The sequence below is a fragment of the Aminobacter ciceronei genome, from assembly GCF_014138625.1.
Classification (GTDB): Bacteria; Pseudomonadota; Alphaproteobacteria; order Rhizobiales; family Rhizobiaceae; genus Aminobacter; species Aminobacter ciceronei.
On sequence record NZ_JACJHY010000005.1, the window covers coordinates 42,054 to 55,711 of the forward strand.

The 13,658-nt window shown below is 63.4% G+C and carries 10 protein-coding genes; 7 read left to right on the forward strand and 3 right to left on the reverse strand.

What is annotated here, in order from left to right:
• Positions 1 to 122 precede the first annotated feature (122 nt).
• The 6 genes from HNQ95_RS06965 to HNQ95_RS06990 all read left to right on the forward strand — a co-directional run bounded on the left by HNQ95_RS06965 (position 123) and on the right by HNQ95_RS06990 (position 8,037).
• Entirely contained in the window at positions 123 to 2,237 is a 2,115-nt protein-coding gene (locus tag HNQ95_RS06965) for a hydantoinase/oxoprolinase family protein (protein WP_067957023.1), read from the forward strand.
• Positions 2,234 to 4,429, forward strand: coding sequence for a hydantoinase B/oxoprolinase family protein (locus HNQ95_RS06970; protein ID WP_067957026.1), 2,196 nt, complete (start codon positions 2,234 to 2,236; stop codon positions 4,427 to 4,429). The genes HNQ95_RS06965 and HNQ95_RS06970 overlap by 4 nt, the downstream gene beginning before the upstream one ends.
• Positions 4,426 to 4,881, forward strand: coding sequence for a Zn-ribbon domain-containing OB-fold protein (locus tag HNQ95_RS06975; protein WP_182573737.1), 456 nt, complete (start codon positions 4,426 to 4,428; stop codon positions 4,879 to 4,881). The genes HNQ95_RS06970 and HNQ95_RS06975 overlap by 4 nt, the downstream gene beginning before the upstream one ends.
• Positions 4,878 to 6,041, forward strand: coding sequence for a thiolase C-terminal domain-containing protein (locus tag HNQ95_RS06980; protein WP_208993684.1), 1,164 nt, complete (start codon positions 4,878 to 4,880; stop codon positions 6,039 to 6,041). The genes HNQ95_RS06975 and HNQ95_RS06980 overlap by 4 nt, the downstream gene beginning before the upstream one ends.
• Positions 6,042 to 6,054: 13 nt before the next feature.
• Positions 6,055 to 6,852 (forward strand): SDR family NAD(P)-dependent oxidoreductase, encoded by a 798-nt coding sequence (locus HNQ95_RS06985; RefSeq protein WP_083948464.1) that lies wholly within the window; start codon positions 6,055 to 6,057, stop codon positions 6,850 to 6,852.
• Between the two features lie 159 nt (positions 6,853 to 7,011).
• Positions 7,012 to 8,037 (forward strand): ABC transporter substrate-binding protein, encoded by a 1,026-nt coding sequence (locus tag HNQ95_RS06990; RefSeq protein ID WP_182573738.1) that lies wholly within the window; start codon positions 7,012 to 7,014, stop codon positions 8,035 to 8,037.
• Here the strand turns inward: HNQ95_RS06990 and HNQ95_RS06995 are convergent.
• On the reverse strand, positions 8,000 to 8,983 hold the full coding sequence (locus tag HNQ95_RS06995; protein WP_182585774.1) for an IclR family transcriptional regulator: 984 nt from the start codon (positions 8,981 to 8,983) through the stop codon (positions 8,000 to 8,002). The genes HNQ95_RS06990 and HNQ95_RS06995 overlap by 38 nt on opposite strands.
• A 51-nt stretch (positions 8,984 to 9,034) precedes the next feature.
• Between HNQ95_RS06995 and HNQ95_RS07000 the strand changes: the two genes are divergently transcribed.
• Positions 9,035 to 11,167 carry an acetate--CoA ligase family protein gene (locus HNQ95_RS07000; protein WP_182573740.1) on the forward strand — a complete coding sequence of 711 codons (2,133 nt, stop codon included), beginning with the start codon at positions 9,035 to 9,037 and terminating at the stop codon, positions 11,165 to 11,167.
• Between the two features lie 636 nt (positions 11,168 to 11,803).
• On the opposite strand, the gene HNQ95_RS07005 is transcribed toward HNQ95_RS07000, so the two are convergent.
• Together HNQ95_RS07005 and HNQ95_RS07010 are read right to left on the reverse strand one after the other, a co-directional pair.
• Positions 11,804 to 11,983, reverse strand: a complete 180-nt coding sequence (locus tag HNQ95_RS07005) for a hypothetical protein (protein ID WP_067957040.1) — start codon at positions 11,981 to 11,983, stop codon at positions 11,804 to 11,806.
• 209 nt (positions 11,984 to 12,192) lie between these two features.
• Entirely contained in the window at positions 12,193 to 13,608 is a 1,416-nt protein-coding gene (locus HNQ95_RS07010) for an aminotransferase-like domain-containing protein (protein WP_067966070.1), read from the reverse strand.
• Between the last annotated feature and the right edge of the window lie 50 nt (positions 13,609 to 13,658).

Genomic DNA, 13,658 nt, shown 5'->3' on the forward strand with positions numbered 1-13,658 from the left:
CCCGCAGGATTGTTTCAATTCCGTGCCGGATTTCCGGCGTTCACGGCAGGCCACCAACGGCGAGCGCCATGCGTTCGACGGACGGTGGACTGCGTCCTGAAGAGTGATTTGCGAGTTTGCATATGCAGATCGTCGGCATCGACACTGGCGGCACCTTTACCGATACGGTCATTCTTACCGGCGACGGCAGGATCGGGGTCGGCAAGGCACTGACGACGCACGGCCGCCTGATGGAAGGTGTGATCGCCTCGCTTGCTGTCGCCTCCCGCTCGCTTGGCAAGAGCCTGCGCGAAATCCTCGAGGTGACCGACATCCTGTCGCACGGCACCACCGTCGGCCTCAATGCCCTGCTCACCAACGCCGGCGCCAAGGTTGGCCTGCTTGTGACCTCAGGCTTTGAGGCGACACTGCCGATGGCGCGTTCCAACAAGGTGCACGGCCTGCCCGACGAGGACAGCATCAATGCGCTCAAATGGCGCAAGCCGGATCTGCTCGTTCCCCGCCGCCGCATCATCGGTGTACGCGAACGCATCGACGTCGATGGCAACATCATCGTGCCGCTGGATGAAGAGCAGGCCCGGCAGTCGATCCGCCAACTGGTCGCGCGCGGTGCCGAGGCGATCGGCATCGCGCTGATGTGGTCGCCGGTCAATGGCAGTCACGAGCGCCGTCTCGCCGAACTCGTTGCCGAGGAGGCACCTGGCCTGCATGTGACGTTGTCGAGCGAGCTCGCGCCACGTATCGGCGAATATGAGCGCACCGCGACCGTTGCCATGAATGCCTATGTCGCACCTCTTGTCGGCGACTACCTGACCTCGCTCGACGAGGCGTTGCGCGATGAGGGATTTTCGGGCCTGTTCCTGATCGTGACCATGGGCGGCGGCGCGCGTCGCGCGAGTTCGCTGCACGACGCCCCGATACATCTGCTTCAATCCGGACCCGTCGGCGGCATCATGGCCGCCCGCCAGATCGGCGCGCGGCTTGGGCATGCCGACGTGCTTGCCACCGACGTCGGCGGCACGAGCTTCGATGTCGGCCTCGTCGTCGGTGGTGCCCTGCCGACCGCTTCCCGACCACGCATCGACCGGCATAGCCTGGCCGTTCCCGTCATAGACCTGGCCTCTATCGGAACGGGTGGAGGCAGCATTGCCTATGCCGATCCCGAACTCGGCGTGTTGCGGGTCGGACCGCAAAGCGCCGGTTCGATGCCCGGCCCGGCCTGCTACGGCCGCGGCGGCACGCAGCCTACAGTGACGGATGCCGCTGTCGTTCTGGGCCATCTCGATCACCTCGGCGGCGCGCTCATCCTGGATCGCGACGCTGCGCGGTCGGCGCTTGCGCCGCTTGCCGGCAAGCTCGGCCTTGAAATCGAAGAGGCGGCCGAGGGGATCTTGCGCGTCGCCAATGCACAGATGGCCGATCTCGTCCGCCGCGCCAGCGTGCAACGCGGCCATGATCCTCGCAACTTCGTGCTTTATGCCTATGGCGGGGCAGCACCTCAGCATGTCGGGCGCTATGCCGCCGAGATCGGTGTGAAGGCAATCGTCATACCGCGGCTGGCGCCGGAGTTCTCCGCCTGGGGGGCAGCCTCCAGCGACATGCGGACCTCCTATGAAATCGAGCTGCCCGCCCGGCCGCTGCAGGACTTCCGTGATGGCGAGATCGACGCCTTCGGTCGGCTTGAGCAGCGCGCCCGAGGCGAATTCGAGGGGCTGGCGGAGGCGAGCCTGGCAGGTGCCGTTGAGATACGGCGCAAGATCGGTCTGAAATTTTCTCGCCAGCTGCACCGGATCGACATCGAAGTGCCGTCGTCACGGCTTGGTAGAGCCGAGATTGCCGCTGCCGAGGCCGCGTTCCGGTCCCGCTACGAGCAGATCGTTGGTCGGGGTTCGGCCCATGCAAAAAGCACGATCGAACTTGCGGCCGTCGTCGTTGAAGCGCGTATGCCGATCGTCATGCCCGACAGCGCCCCGACGGGGATGCGCGGCGCGCTCCGGCCCAGCCGGCAACGGCGGGCCTGGTTCGGGGGGCGTGAGCAGGAGACGCCGGTCTTCCTGTGGGCCGAGCTTGGCGTGGGTGTCGTGATATCGGGACCTGCCTTCATCGAATCCGACCAGACAACGGCAGTCATCTATCCCGGCCAGACGGTGACGACCGACGTGGACGGCAACCTAACCATGACCGTGCCTGCGGTGCACAAGCGCTCGCCTTCGCCCAGCATCGGGGAATTCGCATGACAATCGGTCCGATCGAGCTCGAAATCATCCGCCACCGACTTGAAGCCATCAACGCGGATGCAGGCGAGACGCTGGTCCGTGTCTCGGGTTCGCAGATCGCCTCCGAGGCGAGTGATTTCAACACCGCGATCATGACGGCCGACGGCACCGTGATCTCGTGCAGCAAGTTCATTCTGGTGCAGTCGACATCGCTCAACCTTATCGTTCGCGACATCCTCGATCGCTATGGCGAAAACCCGGGTATTGGTCGCGGTGACCAGTTTCTTACCAACGATCCCTATCTCGGGACGCTGCATCAGCCCGATGTGACGCTGGTGGCACCGATCTTTCACGGCGACAGGCTGATTGCCTGGGCGGGGTCGACGGTGCACGAACCGGATGTCGGCGGCCCGGTCAGTGGCGGCTTCAACTATGCAGCCCGCTCGATCTTCGACGAAGCGATCCCGATCCCGCCGGTCAAGATCGTCGAGGCAGGCAGCGTCCGCCGCGACATCGAGCGCGACTACCTTGCCCGCACCCGAACACCCGAGCTCAACGCGCTCGATTTGCTCGGCCAGATCGCGGCGAACCGCGCATCCGAACGTCAGGTGCTGGAACTCTGCGCCGCCTATGGCACCGATGGTCTCGTGCACGCGATGGACAGGCTGCTTGCTTCGACGGAGGCAGCCTTCCGGCGCCGCCTCATTGAGCTGCCAGATGGCATTTGGCGCGAGAACTCGTTCATTCAGCATGAGCAGCGTAGCGGCGCCGACTATTTGCCGAACCAAGTCTACGCCGTCCGCCTCGCCATGGCCAAGGCAGGCGACAAGCTCAGCTTCGACTTCACCGCCAGCGACGACCAGGCTCCTGGCGCGGTCAACTCCACCTATCCGACGCTGGCCAACTTCACCATGGCGGCGGTGCTCGTCCACATCTGCCAGGGCCTGCCCTGGATGCCCGGCGCCATATGGCGCACCATCGACATACATACTCGAAAGGCTTCGATCGTTGATGCCGAGTGGCCGGCCGGCGTCGCGATGAGCACAGGCACCTCGGCACAAGCGATCCGCAACTGCGTCAGCGGTTGCCTCGCGCGCCTGCTCGACGGATCGGCGGCGCATGCGCACATGGCCATGGCCTCGTCGCAGTCCTCGGGCGCCGGCGGCATGTCGATTTCGGGACACCGGCGCGACGGCACCCCGTTCACCACGCTGTTTCTGGATGAGCTGAGCGGCGGCGGCGGCGCCACCGTCCGTGCCGACGGGAGCGACACGTCGGGTACGGCGACGTCGCCGGGCGCGACGCCGTCGAACCTCGAAACCAACGAAGCATACTATCCCGTGCTCTATCTGACGCGCCGCGAGTTGGCCGATTCCGGCGGTCCCGGCATGCGACGCGGTGGCGTCGGCGCAATGCATGCCTATCGCCCGCACCAGACCGACCGATCGATCGCACTCTTGTCCATGGCGCAAGGCTTGCAGCATCCGGCGACAATGGGCGCAGCAGGCGGTGAACCCGGTTTGCCCAGCGGCTTCGCCATCATGAGTTGTGACGTGCCGGTGGCCGTTTCAAGCGGCTGGGCGGAGCTTGCTGATGCCACTGATTTTCGGCTGCCCGATGCTGCAACCAGGCTCTATCCGGATCAGATATTGGTCACGTCCTCGCAAGGGGGCGGCGGCTTTGGCGATCCGCTCGAACGCGATCCGGCTGCGGTTGCCATGGATGTGCTCGATGGTCTCGTCAGTGTGGGCAATGCCTTGCGCGACTTTGGCGTGGTCCTGCGTCTCGACGGCGACCAGGTAGAGATCGACCGTGACGCGTCAGAGGCCGCGCGAAAAGCACGGCTCAAGGTTCGGCTCGGCGGTCGCGATCCGCGCACGATTGAAGGTCCGGTCAGCGGACGTCGCCTGTCCAGCCATTTCCGGGCCGTCGCAGTCTCCGGTGGCGAGCAGGTCGTATGCGCCGTCTGCGGCCATGGTATCTGCGACGCTGGCGAGGACATCTACGCATCCCTTGCCGTCCATGAAGCCGTCGCCGGCGAGCGATCAGCCATCACCGACCGCTATCCCGGCAGCGAACGCTTCCGCATCCGCCATTTCTATTGTCCCGGTTGCGCCCGACAGGTCGACGTCCAGGTCGCGCTTTCAGGCGATCCGGTGCTTGAGGCGATTGAATTGCCGTTTCCCCGCAATCCGACAGAGACAAGACCATGACAGCCATCCCTTTGCCCTATGCTGACGATCCCGACACGGCGGGCTTCTGGGACGCGGCACGCGAGAGTCGCCTCGTCGTCCAGCGCTGCAAGGCCTGCGGCCATTGTCAATTTCCACCACATCCGTTCTGCGCCGCCTGCGCCCATGCCGAGACGGAATGGGCCGAAACGTCCGGTCGAGGTTCTGTCTGGTCGTACGGTGTTGCGCATGGTCCGACGCTGCCTGGTTTCCAGGATGTGGTGCCGTATCCAATGATCGTCGTCGAATTCGAAGACCATCCGCATATCCGCATGGTCGGCAGCCTGGTTGCGGCACCCAACGCTGCCATCAACAGCGTACCAGTTTCGGCAATCCGCATCGGCATGCCAGTCGACGTCACCTTTGCTGCCGTCTCCGACGACATCACCCTGCCGCGCTGGATGCCGCGCGTTTCCGAGAGCCTGAAGCCATGAGCGATATGATCTCCCTCAAGGACCGGACTGCGATTGTCGGTATTGGCGAGACCGCCTTTGGCAAGGCCATGGTGCAAAGCGAGGAGCAGCTTGCCTGCATGGCGATCAAGGCGGCGCTCGACGACGCCGGCATCTCGCCGTCGGAGGTCGACGGCCTCTGCTCGCTCAATATGGAGAACGTCTTCCAGCACGACATCGCGCGTGATCTCGGCATGAAGGAGGTGACCTATTATTCGCAGATGCCCGCCGGCGGACATGGCGGCTGCGGTACCGTCGGCCATGCGGCCATGGCGATTGCCACCGGCCAGGCCAAGGTGGTCGTCGGCTGGCGCTCGCGCAAGCGGAGCGGCCGTGCAAGCCGTGTCTGGGCGCAACTGGAGCAGCGCATTCAGGGCAGCCGTGACACCTGGCTGAGACCCTGGGGCATCATCCGGCCTGTCGACGAGGTCGGCGTGATGTACACCCGCTATATGCACGAATTCGGCGCCACCCGCGATCATCTCGCCAATGTCGCATTGGCGTTCCGAAGCCATGCCAACCGCAATCCCAAGGCCTTCATGCATGCCAAGCCGATGAGCCGCGAAGACTATTTCGCAGCGCGCTGGATCAGCGAGCCGCTTTGCCTATTCGATTGCTGCCTCGAGACGGACGGCGCGATCGCCTTCGTCGTCACAGCAGTGGATCGCGCCAGGGATTGCCGCAACAGGCCCGTCTACGTCCACGCCGCAGCCCAGGGGTTCGATGGCGGCAGCGCCATCCTTGCCAACTACTTCACGGCCGATCCGATGCGCTCGCAGGCTGCGACCTGCGCGAAGTCCCTGTGGCGCCAGAGCGACTTCCGCGCTGCCGACATCAAGGTGGCGCAGTTCTACGACGCCTTCACGCCGGAGGTGTTCTTCACCCTCGAAGGCTACGGCTTCTGTGGGCGAGGTGAAGGCGCTGCCTTCACCGAGGATGGGGGCGTCGCGCTCGGTGGACGCCTGCCGGTAAACACCGGCGGCGGCAGCCTCTCCGAGGTCTATCTGCATGGTTTCAACATGATCACCGAAGGCGTGAAGCAGATGCGCGGCACCTCCACCGGTCAGGTCGAGCAAGCCGACTGCTGCTTCGTGAGCTCGAGCGATCTGGGCCCGACCTGTGCGGTCGTGTTGCGCAACTGAGAGGGGGGCATTGATGCACGATACCATTGTCTGGATCAGCGGCGCGACGCAGGGTGTGGGCCTCGGGCTTGCTCGCAACGTTCCGTTCAAGAATGCCCGCGTCATCAATCTGTCGCGTCGGAAGCACCCCGACTATGAGAGCGTCACCTTCGACCTGACCGACCCCGCGTCATGGGATCGCGTCCGTGGGCATTTCATCCGGGAGCTGGCTGCCTTTCGCGGCAAGCGCGCCATATTCATTCACAACGCATACTATTCCGAAGCGATCGGCGTGGTCGGCAAGGTCTCCTCTGAGACATACGAGAAGGGCGTTCTTGCCAATCTCGCTGCACCCTTCGTGCTTGCTGAAGCGTTTCTCGACGCTTGTCGTCCCGGCTATGAGGCAGGGCTGGTGATGCTCTCTTCCGGAGCCGCAGTGGCAGCGCTCGAAGGGCTGGCCACCTACTGTGCGTCCAAGGTTGCGGTCGAACACTGGGTCGAAGTCGTCGCACGCGAACGCGAAAGCCGCGGCGGAACCGGGCCATGGGTGGTGGCGGTACGGCCGGGCGGCGTCGATACGCCGGCCCTGCGCGCGGCAGCCGAAGTCGATCCCGAACTCTATCCGCGCGTGGCGAGCCTCAAGCGCAACATTCCAAATCGCGTCGACATAGACACGGCGGGCAGACGGATCTGGGCAGCACTGCCGCCGGCTCCGGATACCGCGGTCATCTCATTCGCCGAGCCGCCTGATGACCCGGCATTCCAGTTTGGTGGTCCGCGCATAAGGCAACTCGCCGGGTCGAGCTGGAAGCTGGTCTACGACGCGGGCTGACAAGCGCATCGGTCCGAATCCGGAACGCTTTCCGGAGAGCACGAGGTGCAGGGGCAATGGATCAGGGCGTCCTCTTGCGTCCGTTCGGACGCACGACGCTCCAGGAGGTTGCCGACCGGTGGAGGACCGGCGGCGAAAAGAAGCAACAGGGAGGAAGCAATGAAATCTCTATGGAAGAAACTGGCACTCGCCGCCGCCGTGATCGGGGCAAGCTTCGGCGCCCGTGCCGAAGGCTCCGACGCGCCGAAGCCACTACCGCAGCGTGAGAAGGTGATCGTCGCCATGACCGCCAAGGTCGAGGCCTACATACCGATGCTGCTTGCCGACCGGATGGGGGAGTTCGACAAGGAGAACATCGACATCGAATACACCTTCGCCAAGTCGAGCGACGGCATCGTGCTCCTGTCCACGGGGCGCGCAGACGTGCTCGGCGGCCAGCCGAGTGCGGCCATCTTCAACGCCATTGCCAGTGGCGCAGACATTCGTGTCGTGGCGCCGCTCTTCGTCCAGTCGCCCGGCTCGAAACAGGGCATCTGGGCCAATAATGCCTTTCTCAACGGCCGCAAATTCACCGTCGACCTGTTCAAGGATCAGACGGTTGCCAGCGCCATCGGCCTCGGCTCGACGGCCTCCTACTTCCTGCAGACAGAGCTGGAAAAGGTCGGCCTGTCGCTCAAGGACGTGAAATTCCAGACCATGGCTTCTGCCGACATTCTCGTGGCCCTGGAAAACGGTGCCGTCAATTTTGGCTACCTGATCGATTCCATCTGGCAGAAGGCCGACGAATCCAAAGTGTCTTTGGCCTTCGTCCAGGGGCCTGAGATGTCAGCAGGCTCGTGGAGCTTCGGTCCGCGCCTGCTCAAGGAGCGGCGCGACGTGGGCGAGGCGGTGATGCGGGCACTGGTGCGCACGACGCGCACCTACCTGCAGGGCGACTACCACGCCAATCCCGCGGTCATGAAGATCATGCTCGAGGAACTGCAACTGCCCGAGGAGACGCTGAAGAAGGGCGTATCGCTGACCTTCGATCCCAATCTGTACATGCCGGCCGATCTCGCCGCGCGCCTGCAGAAGACCTACGCGCTCATTCCCGAGGTGCTGTCCTACACCGAATTGATGCCGGAAGACCGTGTCGTCGACCAAGGCTTCATTGCTGCCGCGGGAATTCCCATTCCGGCGAAATAGGCAGGTCGTCATTGGCCCGGTGCAATTCCGCAAGGCGTTGATGCCGGGAAGCTATCTGCCGGAGGGCGGATCCCAAGGCCGCCGTGGCGGGACTTTCCTCGGGATCGGCACTGACGAGCCCGACGGCGACCGGAACACGCATGAACTTCGACTGGAAGGGTGCAGCCACTGCGGTAGCCCCTTCCGCCGAGAAGCCGCGGGAGGTGGCATAGCCTTGTTTGCGAACCGATCTGACCTTGTCGAGCAACGTGGCCACACTGGCCACGCGCCTTGCCGGCGGTTCGGTGCGAAACATGCGCTTGGCAATCTCCACCACCACCTCCTGCGGCTTGCCAGACAAAAGCGCCATGCCGGCCGCTGTCGACCAGTCGTAGTCGGTGAAGCCTTCGACATGGACGCCGGCGTGAAAGTCAGAGCCGGCGATGATCGCCGAGCACTGGACCCAGCGATCGTTCTGCATGCACAGCCATACCGTCAGGCCGGTGTGGCGATGCACTTCGTCCATCAGGTCGGAGACTGCCGTGCCGCCGAAGAAGGAACCTTCGATGCGCCGGGCCAGAGTGACGATCCGGTAGGAAGGCAGGTAAACCTTCTGACGCGGGTCGAAGGCGAGGTAGCCGGTGCGCACCAGCGTCTTCAGAATGTCGTCGGCGCTGGAATTGGGAATGGCAAGCGCACGGCTGATCTCGGTCGTACGCGCCGGCCGCGGATTGGCCTGGAAGTATTCGAGCACGGACAGCACGCGCAGGCTGGATTTCACCACGCCGCCAGAGCGGTCATTGGTGACGCCCCGCAGCAATTCGTTGGGCTCCTCGAATCCCAACTCCGCCCGTCTCGCCGTGTTGGCCGCGGTTCCCATGGCGCTCTCCTCTCCTTGCGCCGGCGTGCCGGCACAGAGCGTTTCGCCGCCAGTTTGGCACCTTGCCGAGAAGCTGAATTCGGCCATTTGGCCTAGGCCAATCGCCCGGAAATCCGACAAACCGAAAGACCCGACATCATGCAGACCATCCCAAAGGCAATCCAGCACGCCCGCGAAGAACTCGACCGCAGCCTGGTCGATCTCCAGCGCATGTTTCGCAAGAAGAGCGGCATTGCCTATGTCGGCCGTGTCGACGCGTCGCCGCAAGCGCATAGCTGGTTTCGCCGCTTCGGCGATGACGTGCGGTTTTGCTACGTCAATCCGCGCGGCGGTGAGGCCGGTGGTGTGCCTGTCTTCACGTCGATGGCGGAGGTGCCTGATCATATCGACCTCGCCGTGGTCAAGGTGGCGCCGGCGATCGTTCCGCAGGTAATCGCCGATTGCGGTCGTCGCGGCGTGCGCGATGTCATCGTCTTCAGCTCCGGTTTTTCAGAAGTGGGTGCCGAGGGTGCCGCGCTCGAGGCCAAGGTCGCCGAGGTCGCACGTGAACATGGCGTGCGTGTCATCGGGCCGAACACCAACGACAACACATTCGAGCAGTTTCCCGTGCCGGAGCATCATCGCGGCGGCCTCGTCGGGTTGGTCACCCAGAGCGGCTTCAACGGCCGGCCCATCGTCGAAGGCATCGCCATGGGTGCTGCCTTCCGGCGTTGGGTGACGGTGGGCAACGAGGTCGATCTCGAGGTTGCCGACTTCATCAACTACTTTGCCCATGATCCGCAGACGTCCGTCATCGCAGCCTATGTCGAAGGCTTCAAGTCGATCGCTAAGCTCAGGCTGGCGCTTGAGGCTGCCAATGCAATGAAGAAGCCAGTGGTCATGCTCAAGATGGGATCGACCGAGCGTGGTGCGCGCATGGCCGCGTCGCATACAGGCCACCTCGCTGGAGCGGATGCGGTCATCAACGGCTTGTTCCGGCAGTATGGGGTGATCCGAGTCCGCGATCTCGACGAGTTGCTCGAGACGGCCAACCTGCTCGCCAAGCTGCCGGCGGGCACCGGCCCGAACTGTGCGCTCTACTCGGTTTCGGGAGGCTCGACGACGCTGATGGCCGAGCTGGCCGACAGCTATGGCGTGAGCTTTCCCGATCTGTCGCAGGCGACGATCGAAAAGCTCTACGCCTACCTGCCCAACTACGTCACCGTCTCCAATCCGATCGACAATGGCGGCGGCTTTGTCATCGCTGCCCCGCAGCAGCAGCGTATCGAGGTGCTTGAAGCCATTGCCGCCGACGCAAACGTCGATGTCATCGTGGTCGGGCTGACGGCGGCCCTTGGCCTGCTGTCCGACAGCTTTGCCGCCGACGTGCTGGCTTTCGCACCACGTTCGCCCAAGCCTGTGGTCGCGGTGTGGGGGTCGGTGCTGACCGACAGTCCCGGCTATCGCGACCTGGTCAAGTCAGGCGTGCCGATCTTCCGCTCATTCCGCAAATGCTTCCGCGCCATGCGCGCGCACGCTGACTACGAGGCCGCAAAGGCGGCGTTCCGCAGCCGCTCCTGGGATGCAGCAGCATTGTCGGCCAGCCAGCAAGGCGCGCTGAAGCAGGATGGAATTCTCGACAGCGGACAGGTGGCCGCATTGCTCGACGGCTCAGGCATCTGCCGTGCTGGCGAGCGCCTGGTTACCTCGTCCTCCGAGGCAGCAGAAGCGTTCGCGGCCTGGGGAGGGCGCGTCGTCATGAAGCTGGCTTCGCCCGACATCGCCCATAAGTCAGATGCGGGTTTGGTGCTGCTCGACATCGGTGACGCTGTGACTGCCGCAAGCACTTACGAGAGCCTGGTGGCAAAGGCGAAGACCCATTTTCCGGCGGCTCGGATCGAGGGTGTGCTGATGCAGGAACTGATCGGCACCGGCGTCGAGATGATCGTCGGACTGACGCAGGATCGCGATCTTGGCCCAACCATCACCGTCGGCGCCGGGGGCATCTATGCCGAAATCCTGAAGGATGCGGCTACGCGACCGTTGCCTGTCGACAAGGACGATATCAGCGACATGATCGCCAGCCTGAGGCTCTCCCCTTTGCTCGATGGCGCCCGCGGCGCGGAACCCTCGGACAAGGAAGCCCTTGTCGATCTGGTTTTCAAGCTGGCGCAACTGGGGCTGGCCGCCGGTTCCGCGATAGCCGAGCTTGACCTGAATCCGGTTATCGTGCTGCCGGACCGGGCTGTGGCTGTCGATGCGCTTGTCATCGCGGCCAACTCATCGACATAGCCGCACGATGGCGCAATTCTGCGGCGTTTGAAGGGAGAATTGGGATGCGCATCCAACAAGGGTAGGAGGTCTTCAAATGCGATCGGGCGACCGACCGCGAGCCTCGTGTTGACCCCCACGCCGGTGATCGACGGTCAAGTTAGCCCCTGCCGGCTACCTGATGTGCCAGCATTGCGCCCCAACTCGCCGCAACCGGACCGACTGGTATTAGCGCCAAGCAGGGCATCGCGCCATCGCTTGATAAGGTAACCCTTTTCGTTGACAGACGCGCCGTTCCCTTCTGCTTATCGCGTAACCATGGTGGTGCCGACTTATGCCCATGCCGACACCCCTCCATCCCTGCCTCTTCGGCCTCGCGCATTGGCTCGCCGCACTTATGGCCTTCGTCGTCGTGTCGATGGAGAGGTGACGGGGCGGACGCTGCACCGACCTGATCTCGCAGCGTGCGGCGCAGCCCTGTCTGACCACGCTGATCGCGCTGTCGAGCGGGGCCGAGTCTATGGCTGAAAGGGATGTGCGCCGTTGATGGCTAGCATCCCACAGTCTTATCCGCGCATCGTGTGGCGCTACTTTCGCTTCAGCGCGAGAGGTAGCGTTGCCGAGGAGCCTGAGCCCGAAGAGCTTGGAGCGTTTTCGTTAGTCGGTGATCAGGAACGTCCTGTTGCTGGCCACGTCGAGCAAGGGCAGTTCCTTGTTGCCGGTGACACTCTTGCTCGCCGCGTTGCCGCCAAAGCAGGCAATGCCGACAGAAGCGCTGAACTGCTCCTGGCCTGAGCCGAGTGGGCCGGAGGGCGTGCGTGGCGCCAGAAGGCGCAATTATCGCTTCTTCCCGCGCTTGCACCCGCACTCCCGTTGGTCAAACAGAGCCCTCAAACGACAGCTAACGCTTGGTCTTCGAATGGAAGCTTCCAGTCCCCTCCCGGCCCAATCTGATCATTCCGATGCGAAGTCCTCTTGTCCTGCAAGCATCCAGCAATCGCAGCCGGGGTGCGGAGCAACATAAGTACGAAAGAGACTTGCGTGATCTAGCGATCCCCCGAACAAGATTGGGATAGCGACCGCTGTATCGTCTCGAAAACCCTGCTGTTGCCGATTTGTGAGACGTTGAACCTCATCAGGTCTCCTGCCGTCTGGGCAGGGCTGAAAGCGTTCCCGGGCGCCAGGACGACACCATCGACAAGTGCTGCCCTTGCCACTTGTGCCGACGATCGAGGACCAGGAACTCTACACCAGAGAAACATCCCCGCCTGCGGTTCCAGCAAGGGCACGATGCCTATCTCCCGCAACTTCGCTCCGACTTCGTGGCGTGCTCGAGCAAGGCGCATCCGCAGTCCCTCGAGATACTTACGATGGCCACCGTCACTGAGCACGCTGAGGACGAGCTCCGCGTTGAGACGCCCGCCGCCGAATGTTGTCGCAATTTTCAGGTCGACGATCCCGTCTATCCAATCCTTTTTCGCGGCAATGAACCCGCATCGGGCTGAAGCAGAGAGGGTTTTCGAGAAGCTGCCGATGTGGATGACTCGGTTCAAGCCGTCGAACGCGGCGAGCCGCGGTCCGGGCACGTGCTCAAAGTCGGCGAATATGTCGTCCTCGACGATTGTCAGACCATGCTGTTCGGCCAGCATCAGGACACGATGGGCGATAACAGGAGAAAGCGTCGCTCCCGTCGGATTATGGACCGCCGAGTTCGTGATGTAGAGGCGTGGCCGATGCTCTGCGAGCACGGACGCGAACACCTCGATATCGGGCCCATTTGGGGTGTAGGGAACGCTGACGACCTGAACCCGGTGCGCTCTCAACAGCGCCTGGAAGTTGAAGTAGCAGGGATCGTCGAGAAGCACGGTATCGCCAGGGTCGATGAGATAGCGACAGAGAAGGTCGATGGCCTGGGTGCCGCTTTCGGTCAGGATGACCTGGTCCGGTGGCGCCTCAATGCCCTTCTCTGCCATTCGCCGGGTGATCAATTGCCGAAGGGGTGGCAAGCCCAATGGCGATCCATATTCGGCCAGGGCAATCCCCGAAGCCCTGGAAAGTGCGCGTAGACCGCGCCGGAGGCCAGCCTCGGGAAGCCAGTCAGGGGGCAGCCACCCGCAGCCCGGCTTCTCGGTATTGTCGGTGGCTTCCAGCGATTGGCGGGACACCCAGAACGGATCGATAGCTCGGTCGAGCTTCGGACCAACCTCGGACAGCAACAGTGGGGCGGTCTGTGTCGCCACGTAGAAACCGGAACCAGGACGGGATAGCACCACCCCCTCGGCAACGAGGCGGTCATAGGCTTCTACGACTGTCGAAACCGAGACGCCTGACGTCTTGGCGTGTGCCCGTACGGACGGAAGCTTGCTGCCTGGCAAGAGGCTGCGTCCGGCGATTCGACGCCTGATCTGCTCCATCACCATTTCGATACGGGTTGTGTCCATCTGTATTGCCTTTGTGGCCATAACAGTAATGTCAAACTGTACCTTACCGTATCTGGCGGTTGCAAGCGGCT

Excerpts from the sequence above, each read along its gene's own strand:
- HNQ95_RS06965 (WP_067957023.1), top strand. The coding sequence starts at position 123 with ATGCAGATCGTCGGCATCGACACTGGCGGCACCTTTACCGATACGGTC.
- HNQ95_RS06970 (WP_067957026.1), top strand. The coding sequence starts at position 2,234 with ATGACAATCGGTCCGATCGAGCTCGAAATCATCCGCCACCGACTTGAA.
- HNQ95_RS06975 (WP_182573737.1), top strand. The coding sequence starts at position 4,426 with ATGACAGCCATCCCTTTGCCCTATGCTGACGATCCCGACACGGCGGGC.
- HNQ95_RS06980 (WP_208993684.1), top strand. The coding sequence starts at position 4,878 with ATGAGCGATATGATCTCCCTCAAGGACCGGACTGCGATTGTCGGTATT.
- HNQ95_RS06985 (WP_083948464.1), top strand. The coding sequence starts at position 6,055 with ATGCACGATACCATTGTCTGGATCAGCGGCGCGACGCAGGGTGTGGGC.
- HNQ95_RS06990 (WP_182573738.1), top strand. The coding sequence starts at position 7,012 with ATGAAATCTCTATGGAAGAAACTGGCACTCGCCGCCGCCGTGATCGGG.
- HNQ95_RS06995 (WP_182585774.1), bottom strand. The coding sequence starts at position 8,983 with ATGGCCGAATTCAGCTTCTCGGCAAGGTGCCAAACTGGCGGCGAAACG.
- HNQ95_RS07000 (WP_182573740.1), top strand. The coding sequence starts at position 9,035 with ATGCAGACCATCCCAAAGGCAATCCAGCACGCCCGCGAAGAACTCGAC.
- HNQ95_RS07010 (WP_067966070.1), bottom strand. The coding sequence starts at position 13,608 with ATGGCCACAAAGGCAATACAGATGGACACAACCCGTATCGAAATGGTG.